This is a genomic window from Bacillota bacterium (genome assembly GCA_013177945.1).
Classification (GTDB): Bacteria; Bacillota; DSM-12270; order Thermacetogeniales; family Thermacetogeniaceae; genus Ch130.
Genome location: JABLXW010000032.1, coordinates 18,153 through 41,941, shown reverse-complemented (window position 1 = coordinate 41,941; position 23,789 = coordinate 18,153). Strand labels below are relative to the sequence as shown.

22 protein-coding genes are annotated in these 23,789 nt (G+C 48.3%); all 22 read left to right on the top strand.

Annotation, left to right across the window (positions count from 1 at the left end; all coding sequences use genetic code 11):
* Nucleotides 1–53: 53 nt before the first annotated feature.
* The 22 genes from HPY58_13410 to HPY58_13305 all read left to right on the top strand — a co-directional run bounded on the left by HPY58_13410 (nt 54) and on the right by HPY58_13305 (nt 23,750).
* Nucleotides 54–1,385 carry an MFS transporter gene (locus HPY58_13410; protein NPV30615.1) on the top strand — a complete coding sequence of 444 codons (1,332 nt, stop codon included), beginning with the start codon at nt 54–56 and terminating at the stop codon, nt 1,383–1,385.
* 54 nt (nt 1,386–1,439) lie between these two features.
* Nucleotides 1,440–1,745 carry a hypothetical protein gene (locus tag HPY58_13405; protein NPV30614.1) on the top strand — a complete coding sequence of 102 codons (306 nt, stop codon included), beginning with the start codon at nt 1,440–1,442 and terminating at the stop codon, nt 1,743–1,745.
* A gap of 48 nt (nt 1,746–1,793) precedes the next feature.
* Nucleotides 1,794–2,228 carry a hypothetical protein gene (locus HPY58_13400; protein NPV30613.1) on the top strand — a complete coding sequence of 145 codons (435 nt, stop codon included), beginning with the start codon at nt 1,794–1,796 and terminating at the stop codon, nt 2,226–2,228.
* A gap of 23 nt (nt 2,229–2,251) precedes the next feature.
* A complete protein-coding gene (locus HPY58_13395; protein NPV30612.1) occupies nt 2,252–2,974 on the top strand; it encodes a CoA-transferase in 723 nt (240 codons plus the stop codon).
* Between the two features lie 198 nt (nt 2,975–3,172).
* Nucleotides 3,173–4,975, top strand: a complete 1,803-nt coding sequence (locus HPY58_13390; protein NPV30611.1) for a sigma 54-interacting transcriptional regulator — start codon at nt 3,173–3,175, stop codon at nt 4,973–4,975.
* A gap of 290 nt (nt 4,976–5,265) precedes the next feature.
* Nucleotides 5,266–5,808, top strand: a complete 543-nt coding sequence (coaD, locus tag HPY58_13385) for a pantetheine-phosphate adenylyltransferase (GenBank protein NPV30610.1) — start codon at nt 5,266–5,268, stop codon at nt 5,806–5,808.
* Between the two features lie 341 nt (nt 5,809–6,149).
* On the top strand, nt 6,150–6,932 hold the full coding sequence (locus HPY58_13380) for an enoyl-CoA hydratase/isomerase family protein (protein ID NPV30609.1): 783 nt from the start codon (nt 6,150–6,152) through the stop codon (nt 6,930–6,932).
* A gap of 360 nt (nt 6,933–7,292) precedes the next feature.
* Entirely contained in the window at nt 7,293–8,834 is a 1,542-nt protein-coding gene (locus HPY58_13375) for a sugar ABC transporter ATP-binding protein (GenBank protein NPV30608.1), read from the top strand.
* Nucleotides 8,835–8,860: 26 nt separating this feature from the next.
* The gene (locus HPY58_13370) at nt 8,861–9,238 is read left to right on the top strand and encodes a RidA family protein (GenBank protein NPV30607.1); all 378 of its coding nucleotides are present in this window, start codon (nt 8,861–8,863) and stop codon (nt 9,236–9,238) included.
* 24 nt (nt 9,239–9,262) lie between these two features.
* The gene (locus HPY58_13365; protein ID NPV30606.1) at nt 9,263–9,487 is read left to right on the top strand and encodes a hypothetical protein; all 225 of its coding nucleotides are present in this window, start codon (nt 9,263–9,265) and stop codon (nt 9,485–9,487) included.
* Between the two features lie 244 nt (nt 9,488–9,731).
* Entirely contained in the window at nt 9,732–10,505 is a 774-nt protein-coding gene (locus tag HPY58_13360) for an SDR family oxidoreductase (GenBank protein NPV30605.1), read from the top strand.
* Nucleotides 10,506–10,552: 47 nt separating this feature from the next.
* Nucleotides 10,553–11,653: a substrate-binding domain-containing protein gene (locus tag HPY58_13355; protein ID NPV30604.1), complete on the top strand. Its 1,101-nt coding sequence runs from the start codon at nt 10,553–10,555 to the stop codon at nt 11,651–11,653.
* A gap of 97 nt (nt 11,654–11,750) precedes the next feature.
* A complete protein-coding gene (locus tag HPY58_13350) occupies nt 11,751–12,737 on the top strand; it encodes an ABC transporter permease (GenBank protein ID NPV30603.1) in 987 nt (328 codons plus the stop codon).
* 105 nt (nt 12,738–12,842) lie between these two features.
* Nucleotides 12,843–13,733 carry an ABC transporter permease gene (locus HPY58_13345; GenBank protein ID NPV30602.1) on the top strand — a complete coding sequence of 297 codons (891 nt, stop codon included), beginning with the start codon at nt 12,843–12,845 and terminating at the stop codon, nt 13,731–13,733.
* 110 nt (nt 13,734–13,843) lie between these two features.
* Nucleotides 13,844–15,616, top strand: a complete 1,773-nt coding sequence (locus HPY58_13340) for a hypothetical protein (protein ID NPV30601.1) — start codon at nt 13,844–13,846, stop codon at nt 15,614–15,616.
* A gap of 130 nt (nt 15,617–15,746) precedes the next feature.
* Nucleotides 15,747–16,688 (top strand): EamA family transporter, encoded by a 942-nt coding sequence (locus HPY58_13335; protein ID NPV30600.1) that lies wholly within the window; start codon nt 15,747–15,749, stop codon nt 16,686–16,688.
* Nucleotides 16,689–17,156: 468 nt separating this feature from the next.
* Nucleotides 17,157–17,828 (top strand): transposase, encoded by a 672-nt coding sequence (locus HPY58_13330; protein ID NPV30599.1) that lies wholly within the window; start codon nt 17,157–17,159, stop codon nt 17,826–17,828.
* A 412-nt stretch (nt 17,829–18,240) separates the two neighbouring features.
* Nucleotides 18,241–20,016 (top strand): adenine deaminase, encoded by a 1,776-nt coding sequence (locus tag HPY58_13325; protein ID NPV30598.1) that lies wholly within the window; start codon nt 18,241–18,243, stop codon nt 20,014–20,016.
* A 33-nt stretch (nt 20,017–20,049) separates the two neighbouring features.
* Nucleotides 20,050–21,813: an adenine deaminase gene (locus tag HPY58_13320; protein NPV30597.1), complete on the top strand. Its 1,764-nt coding sequence runs from the start codon at nt 20,050–20,052 to the stop codon at nt 21,811–21,813.
* A 3-nt stretch (nt 21,814–21,816) separates the two neighbouring features.
* Nucleotides 21,817–22,152 carry a cupin domain-containing protein gene (locus tag HPY58_13315; GenBank protein ID NPV30596.1) on the top strand — a complete coding sequence of 112 codons (336 nt, stop codon included), beginning with the start codon at nt 21,817–21,819 and terminating at the stop codon, nt 22,150–22,152.
* Nucleotides 22,153–22,181: 29 nt separating this feature from the next.
* Nucleotides 22,182–22,361, top strand: coding sequence for a hypothetical protein (locus tag HPY58_13310; protein ID NPV30595.1), 180 nt, complete (start codon nt 22,182–22,184; stop codon nt 22,359–22,361).
* Nucleotides 22,362–22,613: 252 nt separating this feature from the next.
* On the top strand, nt 22,614–23,750 hold the full coding sequence (locus HPY58_13305) for a Gfo/Idh/MocA family oxidoreductase (GenBank protein ID NPV30594.1): 1,137 nt from the start codon (nt 22,614–22,616) through the stop codon (nt 23,748–23,750).
* Nucleotides 23,751–23,789 lie beyond the last annotated feature (39 nt).

Here is a 23,789-nt window from a genome sequence, read left to right as displayed (position 1 = left end):
GGACATGGAAGTTAAGGGCAGGAAAAGAACGAATGAAGAGAGGAGGTTTTAAGGTGGCGATATCCGCCCCTCAAGTGGAAAAGAAGAACGGTTCTGTGTTAAACAGTGCACTTGTCCAAAAAGTGCTGACCTATCGCTACTTTATCTTTGCCCTGATTGCAATTCCTTACTTTCTTGTATATTTCCACAGGACTTCGACGGCGGTTGTTGCAAAGGCGCTTGTGGACGCTTTTGGGGTGACCCCGGCGGCCCTGGGCCTTTTGGGCTCGATGTACTTCTACCCCTACGCGGCAGGTCAATTACCGGCCGGGATTCTGGCCGATAACTGGGGCCCTAAAAAGACGGTTTCCCTTTTTCTCCTGATTGCGGCTGCAGGAGCAATCCTCTTCGGTGCCGCTCCAAACTTTGCCACTGCCGTGGTGGGGAGGTTCCTGGTTGGCCTGGGCGTGGGCTTTGTCTATGTGCCTGCCATGCGGCTGCTGGCGGACTGGTTCCGGAAGCAGGAGTTTGCGACCATGTCCGGCGTCCTGCTGGCCATCGGGAACATGGGGTCTCTTTCTTCGGCAGGCCCCCTTGCCCTAATGATGGCGGCCATCGGCTGGCGCAGCTCTTTTTACGTGATCGGTGCCGTGACCTTCCTTGCCGTAATCCTCTTCTTCCTCTTCATGGTGAACAAACCGCAGGACAAGGGGTGGCCCAGCATCCAGGAGATCGAGGGGATTGCCGCGCCGACGGGCCAGGGGGGGAAGAAGATCGGCATTGGCGAAAGCCTGAAGCTGATCTTCTCCAACTGGCAGTTTAACAAGATCGGGATTCTCCTGTTCTTCTTCTACGGCGGGATGATGGGATTCCAGGGGCTTTGGGCGGGCCCCTGGCTCCGCCACGTGTACGGAATGGAACCAACTCAGGCTGCCAACTACCTGATGTTGATGGCGGTAGGGCTTGTCTTCGGCTGCCCCCTGTCGGGAATCCTTTCCGATAAGGTGCTAAAATCCAGGAAGAAGGTGCTTTTATACGGCGGCATTCTCTATACACTCTCGTACATTCCCATTGTTTTGAAAATCGCTACCTTAACTCCAACCATGATCGCGGCCCTCTTTTTCTACTGGGGGCTCACGGCAGGCAGCTTCGTGGTCTGCTTTGCCAATTCCAAGGAGTGTTTCCCGGTGGAGCTGGCCGGAACGTCTACCGGCGCTGTCAACCTGTACATCTTTGTAGGCGGTGCTGTTCACCAGCAGGTGATGGGACTGATCATCCAGCGCTACCCTGCAGTCAACGGAATTTACCCGGCTGCAGCTTACCAGGCGGCTTTTGCCTTCTTGATTGCAGGCATGGCCCTGGCGCTCCTGCTCTACTCCACATTTAAAGAAAAGCCACAGTTTTGATCGAGTTTCAATTTTTCTCTTAAAATAAACAAATTCAAGCAAGGAGGTACAACTATGTCCAGGTTGGTTTCCCTCGAACAGGCGGCTCAACTTATCGGCAACGACCAGATTGTGGCCGTAGGTGGAAACGCCCTCCACCGGAACCCGGTTGCCCTCTGCCGCGCCCTTGCCAGGCGCAGGCCCGAAGGGTTAACCGTGGTCGGTGCTGCTCCTGGTTTGGCCGCCGATATCCTTTGCGCAGCAGGCTGCGTAAAGGAAATCTGGTTTGGTTTCTTCGGTTTTGAAAACGAGTTTGGGCTGGCTCCCGGAATGCGGAAAGGGGTTCAAAGCGGGAAGATCAAGGCAATGGAGGGCTCCTGAACGGCGATCATTCACGCTCTCCGTGGGGGAGCATACGGCGTTCCGTTCATGCCGGTAGGCGGAATGTGGGGGAGCGACCTCCTGAAGATCCGTCCCGAAATGTACCAGGTGATGAAGAGCCCCTTTGACGGAAAAGAAGTGGTTTGTGTCAAATCGCTCCAGCCCGACTGGGCCCTGGTGCACGTCCACGAAGCAGACGAAATGGGGAATGCCCGGATTTACGGCAACACCTTCCAGGATGTCCTCTTAACCCGGGCCGCCAAAAGAACGATTATTACTGCGGAAAGGATTGTCCCAACGGAGACGTTCCGCGAGAAACCCGAACTGACAACAATTCCCTATATCTTCGTGGAAGCGGTGGTCGAAGCACCGAAGGGAGCGGCCCCCGGTCCCTGCTGGCCCGACTACCCGCTGCCGGATCGTGACGGGATGAAGGCCTATCTGGGCGCCGTGAAAAACGATGCCGTAAGTGAATGGCTCTAGATCTACGAAAGGAGGAAGAAGAGATGGAATATGGCCCCGCTGAAATGATGGTTGTGGCCCTGGCGCGGGAGGTTCAAAATGGCAAAAAGTACTTTACCGGTCTGGCATCCCCCGTTCCGGTAACCGCCATGAAGCTGGCGCGTGCCCTCCATGCACCGAGCTGCACCTGGATTACCATCGCGGGAGGGATCGATCCCCAGCCCGAACCGGCGATCACCCCTTCCACGCTGGACCAGGAAAGGCTTTTAAAAGGGGTGGTGAGCTACTTCTCGCTGGAAGAGGTTTTCGACCTGGCCTGCAGCGGAAGACTGGACTACGCTTTCCTGAGCTTTATCCAGTTGAGCAGGAAAGGCGAAATTAACATGTCCTACGTCGGGGGTGAGTACGAAAAGCCGAAGGTGCGTCTGCCCGGCGGGGCGGGAAGCGCAACCCTTACGCCCACGGTGAAGCAGGTTCTGATCTGGCGTACCGCCCACGACCCCCGCTCTCTGGTGGAGAAGGTAGATTTCTGCACCACCAAGGGCAACGTCTACAAGGTGATCACTCCTCTCTGCACCTTTGTCATGAGGAATGGGGAGCTGGAGGTAGAAAGCGTCCACCCGTACACAACGCTGGAAGAGGTCAGGAAGAACACCGGCTGGGAAATTACCCAAACAGAAGCGCCCGTTACCCCACCGCCTACCGATGCAGAGCTTGCTGCCCTTGCCAAGGTGGACCCCAACAAGATCTACCTTGCGGAGTTCTAGCGCCCGAATTTAACAGGACCAGAGGAGGCTGGCTCCCCCGGGGCCAGCCTTAACTTTGGTCTCCGGAGCCGTTCTGCTGATTTTTTAAGTTTTAATGGAGGCCGGCGAAAAAAGGGTTTCTCTTTGCCTTTGTCGAAATCTGTATTCAAAAGATATGGGGCCCTGTGGTACCGTCTGTTTAGGGGGGTGGAAGGCCGGATGGACTTGTGTCAGATCGACCTGACCAATTTAAAGGCCAAGGAGATTATGCAGAGTGAAGTCCTTACCGCGCCGCCGGAGGCGCAGGTCTGCCAGTTAATCAACCAGCTTATCTGCAGCGATAAGGAGGAAGTGGTTGTTCTCGATCAGGATCAGCATGTTACCGGAATTATCACCCGCAAGGCTCTGCTGCGAAAGATCAACGAGGGGCTGGATCTGCGGGCTCCTGTAAGAGAAGTGATGCAGCAGCCCGTAATCGCGGTTAAAGGGAACGACGATGTTTATCAGGTCCGGGAAATTATGAGGGAGCACAAAATCGGCCGGGTTCCGGTGGTCAGTGATTCGGGCAGATTAATCGGTCTCGTTACCGCTGTTGCTATTTGCAACGGCTTTTCCGATAAACTGGAGGAAGTGGGCGGACACCTCCAGGCAGTGCTCGATTCCATCACCGAAGCCGCCTTTGTTTTCAATAAATACTGCCGCCTGATTTACTGGAATAACAGTGCCAGGAGGCTGTGCAAGAACAGCATAAAACCGGGAGTACGGTCCAACGAAATTGCCAGCCAGGAGCTGATCAAAAATGTTCTTGCAACAGGAAAAGCAATTAAAAATATATACGAAGTCAGGGAGGGCCGGCATCTGGTAAAAAATATCAGCCCGATCATTAAGCTTGGGGAAGTAATCGGGGCCGTCTGTACAGTAGAAGATGTCACCAAGGTTGTCAACCTGATGAACAAGGTTGAGAGCAGGAACGAAAAGGCGGAGCTGATCCAGGGCCTGGGTAAAGGGGAGAAGAGAGGGAATCAGGTTGCTCCCGAACCTCCTTGCTTTGAGGCTTTTTCGGGGAGAGGGAAGCGCTTTGAGAAGCTGATTGCTCTGGCTAAAAAAGCTGCGCGGGTCGACGCTACCGTCCTGATTCGAGGGGAGACCGGAACCGGGAAAGAATTGATGGCAAGGTCGCTTCACCTCGCAGGACCCCGGAAAAATAAACCGTTTGTCGTAGTGGACTGCAGTGCCATCCCCGAGACCCTTTTCGAAAGCGAACTTTTCGGATATGAGCCTGGCGCTTTTACAGGTGCTTCCAGGACTGGCAAGAAGGGGAAGCTAGAAATTGCCGACGGAGGAACCCTTTTTCTCGACGAAATCGGTGAACTTCCTCTCGAAATGCAGGCGAAACTGCTGCGCGTCATTCAGGAGAGGGAATTTTACCGCGTCGGGGGAGTGAAACCGGTCCGGGTTGACCTCCGTTTCATTGCCGCCACCAACCGGGATCTGGAGCAGATGGTCAAAGAGGGTAATTTCAGGGAGGACCTCTTCTACAGATTGAACGTCGTTACCCTGGAACTGCCCAGCCTGCGCGAAAGAGGTGAAGAGCTTCCGGGGCTGGTTAAAGAGTTTATCGAACAGTTCAGCAAATTCTATGATATTCCCATTAGCAGCATTGAAGAAGGCGTAATTTCAGCTCTGCGAAATTACTCCTGGCCGGGAAACTACCGGGAGCTCCGGAACGTTGCAGAAAGACTTGTTCTTCTTTCAGAAAACGGGTGCATCAAAATTGAACATCTTTCAGATGTAATTAGGGAAGACCTGATTAAAGACTGCGGGGAAAAAGAGAGCGGACCGCCTGATTCCGGACCAGAAGGTGTTTACTGTCTTGAAGAAATGCTTGCGGCGAAGGAGAGGGAAGCAATCCTTAGCGTCTTAAAGCAGCACCAGTACAACAAATCCCGTGCCGCCAGGGCGCTTAACATACCCCGCAGTACGCTGTATTATAAAATCAAATCATTAAATATCAACGTTTAATCACCTGTGAGAGTCCTGTTTAGGCCCCCGGGAGGGGCTTTTTAATTGTGTCTGAGATGCTGTCAGTTGCTGTACAAAAACCTGACGCTTAATATACCCTGTTTTTTTACTTTGCGGGTTCTTTTTTGCCCTGAAGTGAGCGCTAAAGACTCCTGCCTCTTGTCTGGCACGCTTTTTGCTTGTACTAAAAGGTACAAAGTGCGGGATGCCCCCAACAAGAATCAGCCTGTCAATTACTTTTCCCCCCACATACAGGACCGGGGGCAGCCCGCGCCAGAAGTTTTATCCTGTTGTGGAGAACTTTTCGGGAGGGGAAGCGGGTGGTAGTTGCTGTTCTTCCGGGACGCTTCGATCCTGTCACATATGGTCACCTGGATGTCATCACCCGGGCAAATTTTTTGTTTGACCGGGTCATTGTAGGAGTAAGGCCGGCCCCGGAAGAGAATCTGCTTTTTAGCCTGAACGAGCGCATTAAAATGCTGGAGCATCTGACCCGTGAACTTTCCAGCGTTATCGTGCTGCCGTGCTGTGAACCCGTTCTGGATTTTGCCCGGAAATACCGGGCGCGGGTTATTATCAGGGGATTGCGGAGTTTCAGCGACTTTGAAATGGAATTCGAGCGGGCCAAATTAAACAAAGAGCTTGTGCCCGAAATTGAGACGCTCTTTATTACCTGCCGGCCCGAACTCTTTTATACTTCAGAAATGGTAAAAGAAATCGCCGCCTTTGGTGGAAACATCGGACACCTTGTTCCGCCTTATATTGAAACACGGGTCTTTGAAAAGATGGCTTTGGCTCAAGAGCAAAAAGAAGCCAGAACAGTGAAAGTGTGAAAAAACCAAGAGGCCCCCGAAGCCGCCGTAAACCTCCCGACCGGTCCCTGGGGGCCGGTTTCCGGCGGCTTCTTTTTTCCTTTCCTGTGAAATTTGCCTCCCCAGCTTCCGGGGCGGCAGAACTTGCGTTTTTGCGCAAGAAAATGTGACATTTTGCAACAGCTTTCAGCACCTGCAGTCAGCACGCTTCTTGCGGCCTCCTGATAGTGCTTCCAAAGATTTTAAGAGGAGGGGGTTTCACTGATTGATGGCCGCGGTCTGCTCGTCAGGGTGCTTCGTGGGTATGCGGCTCAGCCTGCCATGCCGGCGAAATAAAAATTTAAGAAAAAAGGAGTGGTTTCATGGCCTGGGAAACACTGTTGTTTGAGAAGGTTGACGGGATCGGGGTGATCACGTTAAACCGCCCGGATCAGATGAACACCATGACCCCCCAGTTCCTCAAAGAATACGACGAAGTCGTAACGGCGGTAGCGGAGGACCCCGAAGTCAGGGTTGTTGTTTTAAAGGCAAACGGCAGGGTTTTCAGTGCGGGAGGTGATTTTGAACTTTTGAAGATGCTCGATGCTCCTGCGAGGGCCCGGGCCGCGATCAGGTCCCTTGGGAATACAATTGCAAAAATATACAACATGGGCAAGCCGTGGATTGCGGCGGTTGATGGGGCTGCTGCAGGAGGCGGTGCAAACCTTGCCCTATCCTGCGATTTTGTTTTTGCTTCCGAAAGGGCCCGGTTTGGCCAGGCCTTCGTCAATATTGGTCTGGTGCCGGATACGGGCGGCCTCTGGACCCTGGCGAGGCTGACGGGAATCATGCGCGCCAAGGAGCTTGCCATGACCGGCCGCCTCATTGATGCAGAAGAGGCGGCGCGCTACGGGATGGTCTTGAAGGTGGTTCCCTCGGATCAGTTGTACGACGAGGCAATGGCCTTTGCCCGGCAGCTCGCGGAGAAGGCTCCGATTGCAATCGGGTTTATCAAGCAGCTTGCCAACCGGTTGAGCGAGCTCTCGCTGGAAGCCTACTTCGATCTCGAAGCCGATTACATGGGAATTGCGTTGCAGACCGAAGACCATAAAGAGGGGCTGGCGGCATTTCTCGAAAAAAGAAAACCAGAATTCAAAGGCAAGTAACTTGCCCGGATGCCGGGATGTCTCATTTGCTGCCTTAACGGAGGCGTTGAAACCCTTAAAGCTGCCGACTGGTGAGAACCGGTTTTTGGCAGCCTTTTTATTTATTGTGATGTTATTTTCTGTTCGTTTTGTCTCCTTTAACTTACTTCAATCCTGCTCAAATCCATGTTCCGGCGGCTTCTGGGTTTTTGCGGCAAACTGGCCCTTGCGCGACAGAAAAGTTTGAAGAGGTATTTGTCAACAGGCTCTTATTTTTGTGTTTCGATTTTGTTGTCTCTGAACAATGAGGGAGAATTAAAATTTTGTTAACATTGCACTAGGGAAGGTGGCATTTTCTCTGGGAACGGGGGGTTAAAGTTAGTGGAAAAGGATGCGAAAGCCCGTGTTGTGATGGCAGGTATACAGAAAAAATACTCGGGCGTTCCGGTGCTGTGCAACGTTGATTTTAGTGTTTTGCCGGGTGAGATTCATGCTTTGCTCGGCCATAATGGTGCAGGAAAAAGTACGTTAATTAAGATTTTAACAGGTATTGTTCATGCCGATGGTGGCGAAATCTGGATAGATGGCGAAAAAGTGCATATCACTTCACCCCGCGATTCGGAAAACTACGGGATTCGTGTTGTTCACCAGGAAAAACTGATCTTTCCAAACTTAGATGTTGCACACAATATATTCTTGAACGAACTCCCACGAAGTAAGCGTTTTTCTCTCCTGGAAGACCGCGTCACTCTTTACCAGAAAACCCGACAAATTCTGAATTCAATAGGAATTTCAAACATTTCCCCGGAACAGTCTATTGAAGAGTTAAATCCCGCCCAACAGAGGATGGTTGAAATAGCCCGCGCTCTTGCATTATCCGCCCGTGTTCTTGTGCTGGATGAGGTAACTGCGTCTTTATCCGCAAAGGAAGTGGAGGAGCTGTTTAAAATTATCCGCCAGCTCAGGTCGGGAGGGTGCAGCATAATCTACATAACCCACCGGCTGGACGAAGTTTTCTCCCTCACGGATCGTGTGACAGTGCTCAGGGAGGGTAAATTGGTAGGAACTTATAACACGGGGGATTTAACCAAAGATAAGCTTGTCGAATATATGGTTGGCTCTAGAGTAACTCCTCCAGCAGAGGTCCGAAAAGAGACGGAGGGCAGAGAAGATTCTGATGTCGTATTGCAAATCGAAAACCTGAGTGCGGGAATTATCAGGGATATTTCGTTTGAGATCAGACAGGGCGAGATTGTGGGTTTAGCAGGAATGGTTGGCTCCGGAAGGTCGACGATTGCGCGCGTTTTATTCGGTTTGCAGAAAAAGCAAAAGGGAACAATTCGGCTCGGAGGCAAGTCTTACGAACCGCGGCACCCCAAAGAAGCATTGAAAGCAGGTGTGGGCTTGGTGCCCGAAGATCGCAAGCGGCAGGGGCTCCTCCTCGATCAAAGTATTGTTGAAAATATTATTTTAGCTTTTACTGACAATTTGGATGTAGGAGGGATTCGGAGGGTAAAACAAGAGGAAAAAGTAAGTCTTGAGGCTGTTGCAAAATATAAAATTAAGTATAACGCTTTATGCCAGTTGGTTAAGTCACTGAGCGGGGGGAACCAGCAAAAAGTCGTATTGGCACGCTGGCTCTTGCGAAATTTAAAGGTTTTGATTCTAGATGAACCAACTGTTGGAGTAGATGTTGGCACCAGGAGACAGATTCACGAACTGGTTAGACATTTGGCAAAGGAGGTGGGCACTGGAATATTAGTTATCTCAACGGATCCGGAGGATCTCGTTGCTATGTGCGACCGCATCATCGTTTTGAGAGGGGGGTATGCTTCAGGAACAATCAAAGTAACGCCTGAGACTCGCAAAGAGGATATTGACTGGTATATTTTAATGGGTTCAGAGCGGGCTGCAATTAATTAATAAGCGTTGAAAAAGGAGTGAAAAGAATGCGTAAAAGTAATCCAAATACTGTACACGCACCCGCAGGTTACACGCATCTGGTAGAGGTTGGCAACCTGGTATTTCTATCCGGTCAGGTGGGGAGGAACGCGACCGGGGAAATTGTTGGAGCAGGAGATCCGGGCGCCCAAACAGAGCAAATTTTCAAAAACATCGAGGCCTGTCTAAGAGATGCAGGATGCACGCTTGATGATATTATCAAGGTTACTATTTTTATCACCGACTATTCCTATAAAGAAGCAGTTTTAAAAGTGCGCGACAAATATCTCGGCGCCAACCCGCCGGCCAGTACTTTTGTAGTGTGCAGCAGCCTGGCATTGCCCGAATATTTAGTTGAAATTGAATGTATTGCAGAAAAAAAATAAAAATTTCCGAAGGGGGATCATCAAATGCCTTGCATCCACGTTTACATTTTTCCTCGTGAAGAAGAAGAATACGCCAAGATTGCAAAAGCTTTTACAGAGGATTTGGAAAAGATTTGCAATATTCCAAAACAGAACACCCATGTCATCTTCTTTGATCTGCCGCGCAACCGCTGGTCTTGGGGAGGGGCACTCTATTCAAAGAGAAGGCTTCTTCCTACTGGTGAGTGGACCGAACCCGAAGAAGACTAAACAAAATAAATGCCCAAAGAAGACTTCTTTAATGGAAAGCATTGCATGAAAGCAAAACCATAACCTCTAAACACACACGCGTGGCAATACGTGGCACGCTTTTGCCACGCGTGTGTGGGTACGTATGAGAGGGTCTCTGGCAAAGTCAAAGACTATTATAAACCAAATTGGCGAGCAAGTAAAGAGATTGGGAATCCTTGTCACCCCTGAACGGCCAGCGAAATTAAAAATGGGAGGTGTTACGATGCGGTTGAAAGATAAAGTGGCAATTGTTACAGGAGGCAGCTCAGGTATAGGTAAAGCTGTTGCCATAATGTTCGCGCGGGAAGGTGCAAGCGTCGCAGTTTTCGACCTGAACAGGACGCCCCGTGAGGGCGGGCCTGACGTCGAAACCATCATTAAACAGAATAACGGTTTCTGTGCTTTTTATCAGGTGGATGTCTCGAATCGCCAGCAGGTAAAAGACGCGGTTGAGGATGTTGTAAAAAAACTGGGCAAAATTGATACTATCGTTAATGTTGCAGGAGTTAACATCTTTAAAAAAGCGCTTGATTTTTCCGATGAGGAGTTCGATTTTATCATAGGCGTCAACCTGAAGGGAACTTTTATTTGCTGTACGAGCGTTCTTCCTTATATGATTGAGCGAAAATCCGGTTCTATTGTAAATGTTGCATCCAACCTGGGGCTTGTGGGCACCCGCGAAATGGTACCCTATTGTGCATCGAAAGCGGGGGTAATTGGGCTTACCCAGGCGCTTGCACTTGAAGTGGGCGGCTACAATGTACGAGTCAATGCCCTTTGCCCGGGTGCTACCAAAACTGAAATTAACAGGGAATTTAGAGCACGTGAAGATGTTATTGCTCAATGGAAAATGCAGACACCGTTGATTCGCCCCGATGGTGAATTTCTGGGTGAGCCTGAGGATATTGCGTACGCCGCTGTTTTCCTGTCAAGCGACGAATCGCGTTACATGACAGGGCAGACTCTTGTTGTCGATGGTGGCTGGAATGCCATGTAACATGTAATATTTTTGATATTTTAAATCTTGGGAGGGGTTCAATTTATATGAATTTTAAAAAGTGGAGGTTTTTGAGCGCTGTTGTCTGTTTCTTCCTGCTCCTTACGTTAGCTGCTGCTGTAGTGGGCTGCAAGAAGTCGGAGGAAAAAGAGGGCCCCGCTGCCACTCCGGGGGGAAAGAAATGGAAGGTTGGCTGGTCCGTCGATAATACGGCTGATCCCTGGAAACGCAATCAGATGGAATGCGGCAAAGCTGCTTTAGAGAAGCACCCGGAGATTGAAGTCATAGTTACCGATGCTCAGGGCCAGGCGGCAAAGCAGATAGCTGACATTGAAGACTTGATTGCAAGGCAAGTCGATCTGATTATGGTCAGCCCGCGAGATGAAAAGGCTTTACAGGGGGTATTGGCCAAGGCTTATAAAAAAGGCATTCACGTTGTATTAGTAGACAGAATGGTCGAGGGCGATCAGTGGACAGCCGCAGTGCGGGGAGATAACGTGGCCATAGGCAGGATGACGGCTGAGTTTATGGGACAGGCTCTTAAAGGAAAAGGTGAAATTGTCCAGATAGAGGGCCTGCCGGGGACCACGACGGCGATCGAGCGGAAAAAAGGTTTTGAGGAAGTAATTACAAAAAAATACCCAGGAATTAAAATTATTGCAAGCCAGCCTGGAAACTACTCGAAGACCGACTCTACCGCTGTGATGGAAAACTTTATTTCTGCATACGGAAAAAGAATTAAAGGAGTATACGCCCCTTCTGCAAATATGGCCCTCGGCGCGGCGATTGCTCTTGAAAATGCAGGCATCGATCCCGGTTCTGTTGTAATTTGTAGCGTAGACGGTGAAATGGGTGAAATTAAAGCAATTCTTGACGGCACACTCGCGTCTACTGTGACATATTCGAACTGTGCTAATGTGGCAGCAGAAATTGCCTGGCGCATCCTTAACAAGCAGGATTACCCCGAGGTTCTGCAGATGGCCAGTACCCTCATCACCAAAGAAAACGCGCGAGACTATTACGTTGAAGGCAAATTCTCAATTGATAACGTGATGTGGGAAGAGGGTAAATGGTCTCTTGAAGATCTGATCAGCAAGTCAAAAGTATATACAAAAAAGGAATGGATGGAACTCAAGAAAAAGATGTAATCGCTCTTTAAATGCTGCTGCTGGTGGTGGTGGTGGGCGGGAACTGGCTCACCGCCACCAATTTTCGAGCTATTAAGGAATATTAGGAGGGTTGCAGGTGCTCGCCTCTGGCCGGGGAAGAATAGGATACACTGCTTCAGGGTTGTTAAAAAGGTACCCGATGCTCATCCCACTTCTTTGTTTAATTATTGTAGCACTCTTGATTTGCCCGGAGTTTGGAACAGTTATCAATTTGAAGAATATTTTGAAGCAATTTGTCGTAGTCGGAATTGCAGCATTGGGTGCCACTTTCGTGGTGCTCGGCGCAGGAATTGATCTCTCAGTTGGCCCTGTTATTTCGCTTTGTACGGTTGTGGCCGCGTTAACACAAGGGTTTAAAATGCCTTTAATCTTTCTGATTGTACTCTTTACAGGGGTTGTCTTTGGGCTCCTTAACGGGTTTGCAATAGCCAGAGTGAAACTTCCTTCATTCATCGGTACGTTTGGTATGGGCAGTATTGCCATGGGTTTATCCCTGGGCTTAAGCGGTGGGTGGCCCCTTTTTATTAACAGAAGTGATTACAGCATCATGGGAGACGGCGAAGTACTGGGCATCCCGATTGCGTTCTTGATTTACTTTGTGTTGATTGTATGCACCCATTTCTTTTTAAAACACAGCGTCTATGCAAAACATTTATACGGACTGGGCACGAACGAGGATGCACTGTTCACATATGGGGTTAATGTGAAGTCAGTTCGTCAATGGTCATATGTCATTGCAGGTTTTTTTGCGGGAGTTGCGGCCATTATTGCCAGCAGCCGGAGTTGCACCGGGGACCCCTCTATTGGAATGAATTTAAGTTTCGATATCATTGCTGCAACTGTAATCGGAGGAACTCGTATTGAGGGTGGCTACGGCGGCATCGTTGAAAGTGCTATTGGAACACTGATTGTAGCAATTATAAATAACGTATTAAATCTCATGGGTGTAGTTTATTACTGGCAGATATTCACAAAAGGAGTTATTTTGTTAGCGGCAATCTTAATTTCCCGCGCTGCGCTGAGAGCATCCCAACCGAAAGAGGGCTTTGCTGAAGCGGTATAGGAATGGAGGTGTTAGTGCTTGGAAACAAACAATGTTGTACAGAATAGAGTTTGCTTCAGGTTCAATTTAAATTCTATTTTGCACGGGCTTGGGAAGTACGACTGTTTGATCGTAGTGCTCTTTCTGGTTGTCATTGGAAGCGCTAGCAGCGACAAATTCTTAACATCCGACAACCTGATCAATGTGTTGCGCCAGATAAGCATTATTGGTACCGCCGCGTTAGGTGCAACTTTTGTTATATTAACAAGCGGGATTGACCTTTCAGTTGGCCCCGTGATGGTTCTTTGTACAATGTTCGTGGGCCTGTTCCAGCACCTGCCGATGTTCATAAGCATACCCGCAGTGCTTTTAATATCTGCTGTTTGTGGTGCCATTAATGGTGTTTTTGTTGCCTATCTTAGATTTCCTCCCTTTATTGCCACCTTCGCTACAATGAGCGCTTTTGGGGGTATTGCCTATGTAGTTTCGACGGGAATCAGGGTTGTCATCTCTGAAAGAGCCTGGTGGACGCTTGGTAGCGGCATGATTGCCTCATGGATTCCTGTGCCTGTTCTAATTTTCCTTGGGATGGCGATTTTTTGCTGGGCTGTTCTGCAGTATACCCGCTTTGGACGTAATACGTATGGTTTAGGGATTAATGAAACTGCCGTGATGTACGCAGGCCACAATGTAGCTAGGGTGAAGTTGGGTATTTACACAGTTGCCGGTCTCTTGGCAGGAGTGGCAGGAATCCTTTTAGCGGGCAGGCTGCGCGAGGCCGACCCGGGGCTGGTGTTTTATTATACACTTGATTGTATCGCGGCAGTTGCGCTTGGCGGCACCCAGCTAGAAGGTGGCTTTGGCGGTATTGGGCGTACAGTTGCTGGCGCCCTTGTAATCGGCCTGATCAGTAATATTATGAATTTGCTAAATATTTCCGCTTATTATCAACAGGCGATTAAAGGGATCATCATCTTGATCTCCTTAGCCATATTTAAGAGAAGGTTGGAACAGTAAGAAAGTGCCAATTGCTTAACTGGTTGTCTTATGTTAACATGCTTAATTAAAACAGGGAATGTACATCGTTATGGCATTGTTTTTGTTTGATTCTGGAGGGGGGTCAGGGGATGGATTCAAGCGAACTTGGCATTACGGTGCGAGAAATGCTTGAGCTTCCCGTTTTTGAGGATTCAGAACTTCTTGCCGGCGCATGCGGCATTTCCCGGATCGTGAAAAGGGTTACAATTGCCGAAGTCCCTGATAATGCGGAGTGGTTGCAAGGTGGGGAGCTGGTTTGTTCGACTTGCTATCACTTGAAGGATAATCCTGAGGTGCTTGTCGAATGGGTTCGGGCAATGGCAAATGCGGGGGCCTCTGCTTTGGCGCTCAAACCAGAACGCTTTTTGGGAGGCCTGCCTGGTGCAGTATATGAAGAAGCAAACAGAATGGCAGTACCCTTAATAAAAATACCGCTTCCGATCCGGTGGCCCGTTGTTATTGAGCAGGTAATGGGGGTCATTCTCGAGCGGCACAGCCGGATTCTGAGTCAAGAGAGAGAGTTGCAGCACCGCCTTCTGAGTTTGCTTGCGGAAGGAAAGCATTTCCAGGATATTATTAAAGCGATTTCCCGCGAAATTCCTTACCCGTTTTTTGTGACAGATTCGCGAGGGAATCTCTTGTTCATCGAGTACCCGCCGGAATACCAGAAGGTCATCGACGAGTTAGGCATTCACCCTGATAAATGGAATCTGTTCGATGCTTTACAGGCTGGAAAGATTCAGGTTGCAAAAGTAGATGGCGGCTTTAAACTCAGTGAAAAATCGAGAATCGAACCTATCCGAATAAAGATGCGGAGAAACAAACCTGAAATTGAGGGTGTGGCTTTGCCCGTACTGGGAGGCGGTGTTACTCTCGGATATATCGGAGTTTTTGTGGAGGATAAACTTCCCGTCAGGATTGTTCGCTTAATGGAGCGCTCTACCCTTGTCCTTGCGGTTGAACTTTTAAGACAGCATACGGAACTGGAGTCGGTGATTAGGGCGCGGGTCGATGTGTTCCATCACATTTTGGAGAACAAGTATACTACCGAAGAAGAGGCGCGTCTTAAAGTAGCCCTCATCGGCCTGGATGTCAAGCGTCCTTTTAGAGCGATTGTGTTTTCGAGTTTCGAACCGAGTGCTCAGCCGCTGGCCAGACTTTTCGATCACCCAATGCACCGTATGTTCAAGGAAACGGTTGAAAAATACGGTTGCGGATGCATAATTTTGCCTCAGAACGATGATATTTTTGTGTTTATCTACGCGTCGCCCGGGATGCCCCAAGCGCTCCCCCTTCATAAAATAAAAGATCTGGCTCGCGAAGCTACAAGAAAACTGGCAGCACAGTATAACATCAAAACAGGTATAGTAGGGGTAAGTACCGTTCAAGAAGGCTTGGCCGGGGTGAAGGAGGCTCACCAGGAGGTAATCATCGCAAAGTCGATTTCTTGTAATATTAAGAGTGAGTGGCAGGTTGTTTGTTATGAAGAACTCGGTTTGTTGCGGTTGTTGTTCCCGCTGAGAAACACTCATGAGGCGCGCAAGTTTTACCTGGAATATCTCGGACCCTTGCTAAATGATAACACAGGCAAAGGCACAGATCTGATTGAGACCCTTAATTGCTGGTTGTTATGCGGTTGCAACCGGATCCGTGCCGCGAAGAAACTGTTTATCCACGTCAACACATTAAATTACCGTCTCAATAAAGTAGAAGAAATTTTAGGGATCGATCTGAAAAACCCAGAGGTTCAATTTGAATTAAAAATTGCCCTGCTTCTTTACAGTTTCGATCAGAATAAGCTTCAGCAGCGGGCGGAGCAACCGGCTGATTCTTTTGCAAAGCTCATGAATGTTTTTTCATAACACAATTTGTTGCTTTCGGCTGCAATCTCAAGCAGGAGATAATCCTCCTTCTTTTTTTGTTTCCATAGATGTTCCTAAAGTGAGGTAATTAAATTGATAGGACGGCAGAAAAAATTGATGCAGCTCCCGGTTGGGCATGGAAAAAGGGGAGATTAATTTGCCCAGAAGTTTAACCTACCTTCTAGTCTTTGTTGCGGTATGTTTTTGGGCTACTTCTGGAATTGCAGGTAATTTACTTATGAATTTAGGTTTGGAGCCTCTTACCGTCGCCTGGTTCCGCGCTTTTATATGTTTTTTTCTTCCTTTTGTATACCTATTTATAAGATCCAAACAATTACTTCAGGTGGCAAGAAGAGACTTAATATTTTTTATGCTCTACGGTCTGGTTGGAATTGCGATGCTCTATTTTTGTTTTTTTAGTTGCATCAACTTAGCAGGTGTTACTATTGCGACCACACTTCTTTATACGTCGCCGATTTTTGTGACTGTATTTTCAATATTTGTTTTTAAAGAAAAGATAAATTTCATCAAATTATGTTGTCTTCTTGCAGCTATCGGCGGATGTTTTTTGGTGGTGCGAGGTTATGAACTTTCCCTTTTAAAAGTTAACCTTCCAGGTATTTTAATGGGGTTTGGCTCAGGTTTCTTTTATGCCTTGTACACTGTTTTGGGAAAAATTGTTGTCAAAAGGTATCACCCACTTACTGTTGTGCTTTATTCAACCGGTTTTGGTTCGCTTTTTATCACTTTCTTCAATCCCTCCTTTCCAATTTTACCGTTAACGAGTCCTCTTACCTGGATCTATCTTATTTATTTGGGCCTCGTACCCAGTCTGTTAGCTTATTTTTTATATATTAAGGCTTTAGAAAATTGCGAAGCTATTCATGCAAGTGTGATTACAGTATTAGAGCCGGCAATTGCCGGAATCTTTTCTTACTTTTTGTTCCAGGAAAGACTTGAAGCGCTCCAGCTGTTCGGGATGTTTTTGATGTTGCTGGCAGTAGCACTGCTCATAAACAGGCAACAGAAAGCAGAGGGCTTGAACCGAAAAGGAGAAACGGCTCAGTGCTAATCGCAAAGTTGTGCTGTCCAGGGGAGCTTTTTGTAGAGAAAGCACAACTTTAACGGGTTTACCTTATATGTTTTCAATATTGATTGTAGCTTATGTTCGGATTAAACTGTCTTTCAAGAAATGACCAAGGCTAAGTAACAACATCGAGGCCCCCGAAGCCGCCAGGTCCTCCCTTATAATAACATCTACTGGCGGCTTCTTTTTTTGGCTAGCAGCCCGTGTGAATAATCCTGTATAAAATTTTTTCTTCGCCCAGGAAAAGTCAACCAGGATGGCGAATACTTAAAGTATGAAAAAGTTTAAAGATTACCAACCAGACCAAATGTTTCTGTTTCCCCCATCGCCGGGAGACTGGCTTCCCCCGGATCACCCCGTTTACTTCATTGATGAGGTGGTGAACCAACTCGACCTTTCCGCCATCCTGAACGATTACAAGGAACCAAAGGGGCAACCCCCTACAACCCGGTCATGATGGTGAAGGTCCTGCTCTACGGTTACTGGCGGGGTATCCGCTCCTCAAGGAAGCTGGAGAGGGCGCTCTATGAAGATGTGGGCTTCAGGGTCCTCTCTGCCAACCAGCAGCCTGACTCCTGGACCATTGCTGCCTTCCGGCGCAGGCACTACCACGCCTTAGGGGATGAACTCCCTGAGCACTTAAGAGATCCCAAGAGGCGCCTGGAGGCCATCCGGCGGGCCAAGGCGGAGCTGGAAGCGGAAGCAAAGAGGAAGGCGGCGGCAAAAGAGCAGAAGAAAGAAAACCAGGGGCAAGTTAAAGGAAGAAGAAAAAGGGCTGAAGAAACTCCCCCGGGAAAGGCCCAGTACAACTTCACCGACCCCGACTCCCGGATCATGCTGAGCTCCGAAAGGGCCTTCATCCAGGCCTACAACGCCCAGCTTGCCGTTGACGCCGAAACCCAGATCGCCGTGGCCGGCCGAACTCTCCAACCAGGCTGCCGATGCACCCCACCTGGTGCCCGTGCTCGACCAGGTGGAACAAAATACCGGCTGCCGCCCAAAGGAAGTGTCTGCCGATGCCCTGAAAAGAGCCTCTCCCCTGACCACCGGCAGTTTCCGCCATTTCCGGTTGTCAAAGAGCTTTTTGCTTGCTCAATAAACCTTATTACTAACACGGTCTGCTAGAGAGCCTTTTTTTTTAACTTTTTTGCGGAACCCGTCAGCAAGGCTAAAATATCTTTTTGTCTTTTATTCACAGTAAATAAATCTTAGATTTGTACTTCTCAAACGATGTAGCCGGGAATGGTGAAGTTGTATTCTAAATTTGACGGATAACGCTAGTCAAGAAGGAGGTAGATTTGAACAGACTAGTAGGTACAGTAGGTCTTGAGGAAAGTCTCGTGTGACAGATAACGGCGTAGAGCTATATTAAAACGATGTCCACATCAAGAGGAATCCATTAGTTCAGTTAATAACAAATGGGACAGTACTGGCGGAATCCTACCGAATCTCCCCCCTCGAGTCCACAAACAGGTGCTCTCCTTTAATTTAATTGAGACTGGTTAGCAAATGTAAAAAGAAGGAAGGAGTGCCAAAGGTGAATCTGGCTGAACAGAAGGTGCTGGCCGAGGTAGCACTTGGTAATACACCGGCGGATCTGGTGATTCACGGTGGTAAACTTGTAGACGTACACACCGGAGAAATACGCCCTGCTGGTGTTGCGATTAAGGGTTCTAGAATCGCGTGTACCGGTGATGTTAGTTACACCGTAGGGCCTCGCACAATAGTAATTGATGCCAGTGATAAATACCTAGTGCCCGGTTTTATCGATACTCACCAGCATAGTTACGAAGCACATATAAATATGACCGAGTATGCGAAGGTACTCCTCTTACATGGAACTACCTTGGTTAGTGAAGCCTTCTACGGTATGGCGCTTGTGGCGGGACTTAGAGCTGTTCGTTTTTGTCTGCAAGAACTTCTAGCTACTCCTGTGAAGGTTGCTTTTTTAGTTCCGGTTTTAGCTTACCTCCAAAACAGAGAACTCGGTCTTCCTGTAGCACCCAATACGCCAAGCGCAGAGGAGATGTTAAAAGTTCTGGACTGGCCGGAATGCTACGGAATTGAGGAACCTCCATACGTACCGATTGTAGAAAAAGATCCCTTTTTCCTAGAACTTTTTGAACGGGCCATGAAACGCGGCCAGGTGATTACAGGTCATGCCTGCGGTTGTCTTGGAAAAGAGCTTCAGGCGTATGTGCTTGCGGGAGCGGCATCGGATCATGAATGTGTAGATCCCGTGGAAGTGCGTGAAAAAGCTCGCCTAGGAATGTCAATTTCAGCGCGCGAGGGTTCGGGGGCATCGGACGTTGCCCAAGTAATGAGGGCGAATACAGAACTAAAAATACCTGCCAGGTGTTTTACATTTTGCGGGGATGAAGTTGAATTTTTGCGTCTTTATGAAAAAGGTCATCTTGATTATAACATCAGGTTGGCAATTAGCGGCGGAGTTAATCCGGTTGATGCAATTAGAATTGCAACGATCAATGCCGCCGAGCTTCTCCGCGTAAGTCACGAAGTTGGCAGTGTTGTGCCCGGCAAATACGCAGATGTTGTGATTGTGGATGATCTGAGAGAATTCAGTATTTCTGCAGTTATTGCAAGCGGTAAAGTCGTTGTTGAGAAAGGTCAGTTTTGCATTGATCTGAAACGTCCACAGTATCCAGATTATATGTACGGTACTGTTCGTCTTTTCCGGCCCCTCGTACGAGAGGATTTTGCAATCAAAGCTCCCGATGGAAGGCAAGAAGTAAAGGTGCGAGTTATTAATCTCAAAGACGGTAGCCTGCTTTCTGACGAGAAGCATTTCACGCTTAAAGTAACCGATGGACTGGTTAATCCCGATTTAACTCAAGATGTGCTCAAAATCGCGATGATCGACAGGTATGCCCGGTTCGATAAAGTTGGTTTAGGCTTTATTCATGGTGTAGGGTTAAAATCGGGTGCCCTTGCTTCAACATATAACCCACTCTACGAAAACATTATTGTTGTCGGTACAAATGACGAGGATATGCTTATAGCTGCGAATAGAATTGTAGAACTGGGCGGTGGCTTTGTGGTTGTCCAAAACGGTTCTGTATTAGGGGAACTTCCTCTCCCGCTTTGCGGTTTACTTTCTGATGAATCCCTTGATGTTGCTATTCAAAAGATGAGAAAAGTCTACGATGTCGTGCGCGAATTAGGATGTCCTCTCAAGAGTCCTTTCCATTCCCTGGCTTTCATGGCTGTCTGCGGTGAAATAGGTACGTTGAAGATAGGTCATGAGGGCCTTTTTGATGTTGATAAACGGCAATTTGTGGATCTTTTTGTTTAATAACTTAGGTGGCATTGGGAGGAGGCGGAAAAGATGAAGAGATCTGAATTGATTGATGTTACGCTTGGTCAGGAAGCGGCGGATTTAGTAATCAAAGGTGGTAAATTAGTAAATGTCCACACGGAGGAAATTTACGAGGCAGATGTCGCGATCAAAGGTTCACGAATTGCTGCTGTTGGGGATGTAGGTAAGTCCATCGGCCCTGAAACAAAGATAATTGATGCGACAGGGAAATATATCACGCCGGGCCTGATTGAAACGCACCAGCATGTAGCTGGCTCTCACTTGAGCATGCGTGAGTTTGCACGTGCCGCCCTTTCCCACGGTACTACATCAATTGCGACCGATTTTTATGAAATAGGTTCGGTAGCAGGAGTTAAGGGAATCCGCGCGTGTTTAGATCAGCTTAAAGCCACTCCGCTTAAAGTATTTTTTGTTATTCCCATGCCCGCCTTTTTACAGAATGGGGAGTTTGGACACACAGGGGCGCTTACCTTTGACGATATGAAGCAAATGCTAGAGTGGCCCGAGTGCTTCGGTCTCAACGAAGCTTTTGCACCTGAGGTACTGCAGCAAATCCCCGAGATACTGGAATTGATTAACCTTACGCGGAAAAAAGGAAAGGTAATCGTCGGTCACGCCTCGGAAATTAAGGGACGGGAGCTTCAGGCATGGCTTGCCTTTGTTGGAACCACAAATGATCATGAGTGCGTGAGCGCTGAAGAGGCCCTTGAAAAGAGCCGCTTGGGGATCAGGATTTTACTGCGCGAGGGTTCTGCTGCCTCCGATGTTCAGCGTGTCATTAGAGCAATTACGGAGTACAAAGCGGACCCCCGGATGTTTGCATTTTGCACCGATGAAGAGGACCCGGAAAGACTTGTTAAAATAGGCCATATTGATCATAAAATTCGCCTCGCCGTTCGTGCTGGCGTGAATCCAATTACTGCAATCCAGATGGCAACAATCAATGCCGCTGAGTGTTACCAGATAAGTCACGAATTGGGGAGTATTGTTCCCGGGAAGATAGCTGACGTTCTACTGGTGGACGACATAGCCAATTTTACTATTGACTCGGTTATTGCTAACGGCGAGATAGTTGTTGAAAATAGACGGTTTGTTTGCAACATCAAGTGTCCCGACAATCAACCTTTTATGTATCAGACGGTGCGCTTGCCGCGACGGGTGAGTCCGGATGACTTTAAAATCGCTGCTCCCGCTGAAGACGGGCAATTTACTGTACGGGTCATTGGTGCAACCGAAGGGGATTTGATTACTTCCGAGCGGAGAGCGGTTTTAAAGGCTGTTAACGGATATTTGGAAGCGGATGTTGCTCAAGATGTTCTGAAGATCGCTGTATTTGATCGGCACAGCAATGTTGTTGAGGTTGGAAAGGGATTTATTCAGGGTTTTATGTTGCAGGATGGCGCAATAGCGAGCACTTTTAACCCCCATAAAGAAGACCTAGTTGTCGTGGGAACCAATGACGCTGACATGGCAGTAGCGGTAAACCGGGTCGTCGAACTAGGAGGAGGGTTTGTTGCCGTCAGGGGAGGTGCTGTTATTGGCGAGGTCCCGTTGCCACTCTTCGGCTTGCTTTCAGATAAAAATCTAGAAGAAGTATTGGACGAGTTTGAGAAGTTGCGCGGTGCTGTGAAGAGCTTGGGGTGCCAGTTCCGGGGTCCTTTTACCATGCTTGGTTTTATGTGTCTGCCTGTAATTATCGGTACGCTCAAGATCTGTTCAAAGGGACTGGTGGACGTCTGGAGCAAGCAAATAGTTGATTTGGTGGTGAGTTAGAAAATGAAAGTTATCAACCCTCAGGAAGCCTCCCCATATACACCGGAGTTGCATTTTAATATGCACCTTCGTGAGGTTGTTGGAAAGACCCTCGGTAGTTTTACAGCCGCAATTGGATACATGGAACCGGGCGGTGGGGCGGAAGCCCATAAACATGATGGTGAACACCTGATCTTTGTTCTTGAAGGAAAGCTTTCCGTGACTGGTTCCGACGGTACCGTTCAGGTCCCCGCGGGGCAGGCTGTTTATATTGGTGTTGGTGAACTTCACGCGACAAAAAATGAGGAATCCGAACGGGCGGTATACCTTATCATTACGGTTCCGTCTAGGGGAAAGTAGAAATTTTTTTGCAAGGAGGAGGACAAGAATTGAACGTCTGGGCCAGAGGCCCCATGCAGGCCGATTTTGAAGAATGCATCGATTTTAACAAAATGCGCGCCAAGCTCTGTGAAAAGGTCCGCCAGGTTATGGAGCAAGAAGGGATAGATGCCCTTTTCCTCTGGAGGGACGAGAACGTCAGGTATCTCACCTCTTTATACGAGTCCTGATGCTCCAGTTTCGCTCTTCCACAACATACGGCGTTTTGATTACAAAGGATGCGGGTTCCATCCTTTTCATGAGCAGTGCCGAAGTTGTCAGGACTTAGGGTTATGAGTCCCGAGTGACGAAGGTAGCAGGAGACTGCAATCTTCGTTAGTGCTTTATGAACCGTCGGTATACTGAACGGTACGTATGGTGGTGCGAGAGGACGGGGGTAAGTCGGCCCCCTCCTAATTCGATTATCAAGAAGGAAGGGTGATTTGAAGGTAATGAAACGCACATTAAATATCGCAGTTATCGGTGCCGGCTGGATGGGGTTCGTTCACAGCGAGGCTTTTTTACGCGTCCCAAGTACGTTTCCTGAATTGGATTGTCAGTTAATCCTGCATACCATTGTTGACGTTAACCCCGACTCAGCCAAAAATCTTGCCAGGAAATGCGGCTACAAAAACTGGACAACTAGGTGGCAGGACGCGGTAGAAAACAAAGAAATAGACATTATCGATGTTTGCGTTCCTAATTTTCTACATAAGGAGATTGTTTTAGCAGCCGCAGAGGCAGGAAAAGACATTTTATGCGAAAAGCCCCTGGGGCTTAACTCTCAGGAAGACAAAGAAATGGTTGCCGCGGTTGAAAAGAACAACGTCATCAACATGGTAGGTTTCAATTATCGTCGCATTCCAGCGTTGCAATACGTTAAGCAAATGCTTGACGCTGGTGAATTAGGAGAAATCTATCGTTTTCATGGTATTTTCCTGCAAGATTTTTATTTCGATCCCAATTCTCCTATGACGTGGAGATTCAAAAAGGCAACTGCTGGTGGCGGAAGCCTGGTAACGATGGGGTCGCATATTATTGACCTGGCTTGCTGGCTGGTAGGTGATATCGAGGAGCTATGCGCTGATGTTGAAACAATCGTTAAAGAAAGAAAATGGCCGGATGGTAAACTTGATACCGTAGAGGTAGATGATGCTACAAGGATTCTCGTCAGATTCAGCGAGGGTTTCGGAGGGTATATTGAAACCTGTTGGATGGCTCTTGGAAGGCGCGTCCACATCCAATTTGAGATTAGCGGGAGCAAGGGAGCAATTAACTTTAATAGCGAGCGTCTAAATGAAATCAACTTTTGCGCAGCGGAACATTCTTTAACTAGAGGATTTAAAACAATCCTTATCGGTGAAGCGCATCCCTACGGAGAACATTTTTATTTGAAGACCGGAATGGGAATTGGGTTAAAGGAAAGTTATTTAATACAAATGTATGAATTTGCAAAAGCCGTTCTGGAGCGTAAAGAGACCGACGCTCCCTTTAGAGACGGATTAAGGGTGGATAAGATCATCGAAGCGGCACAGAGATCGGCCGAAGCGAGGCGGTGGATAAACCTTAAAAATGATTAGAACTTTTTAAAAATTGTCAACCGGACAAGTAACCCGTGG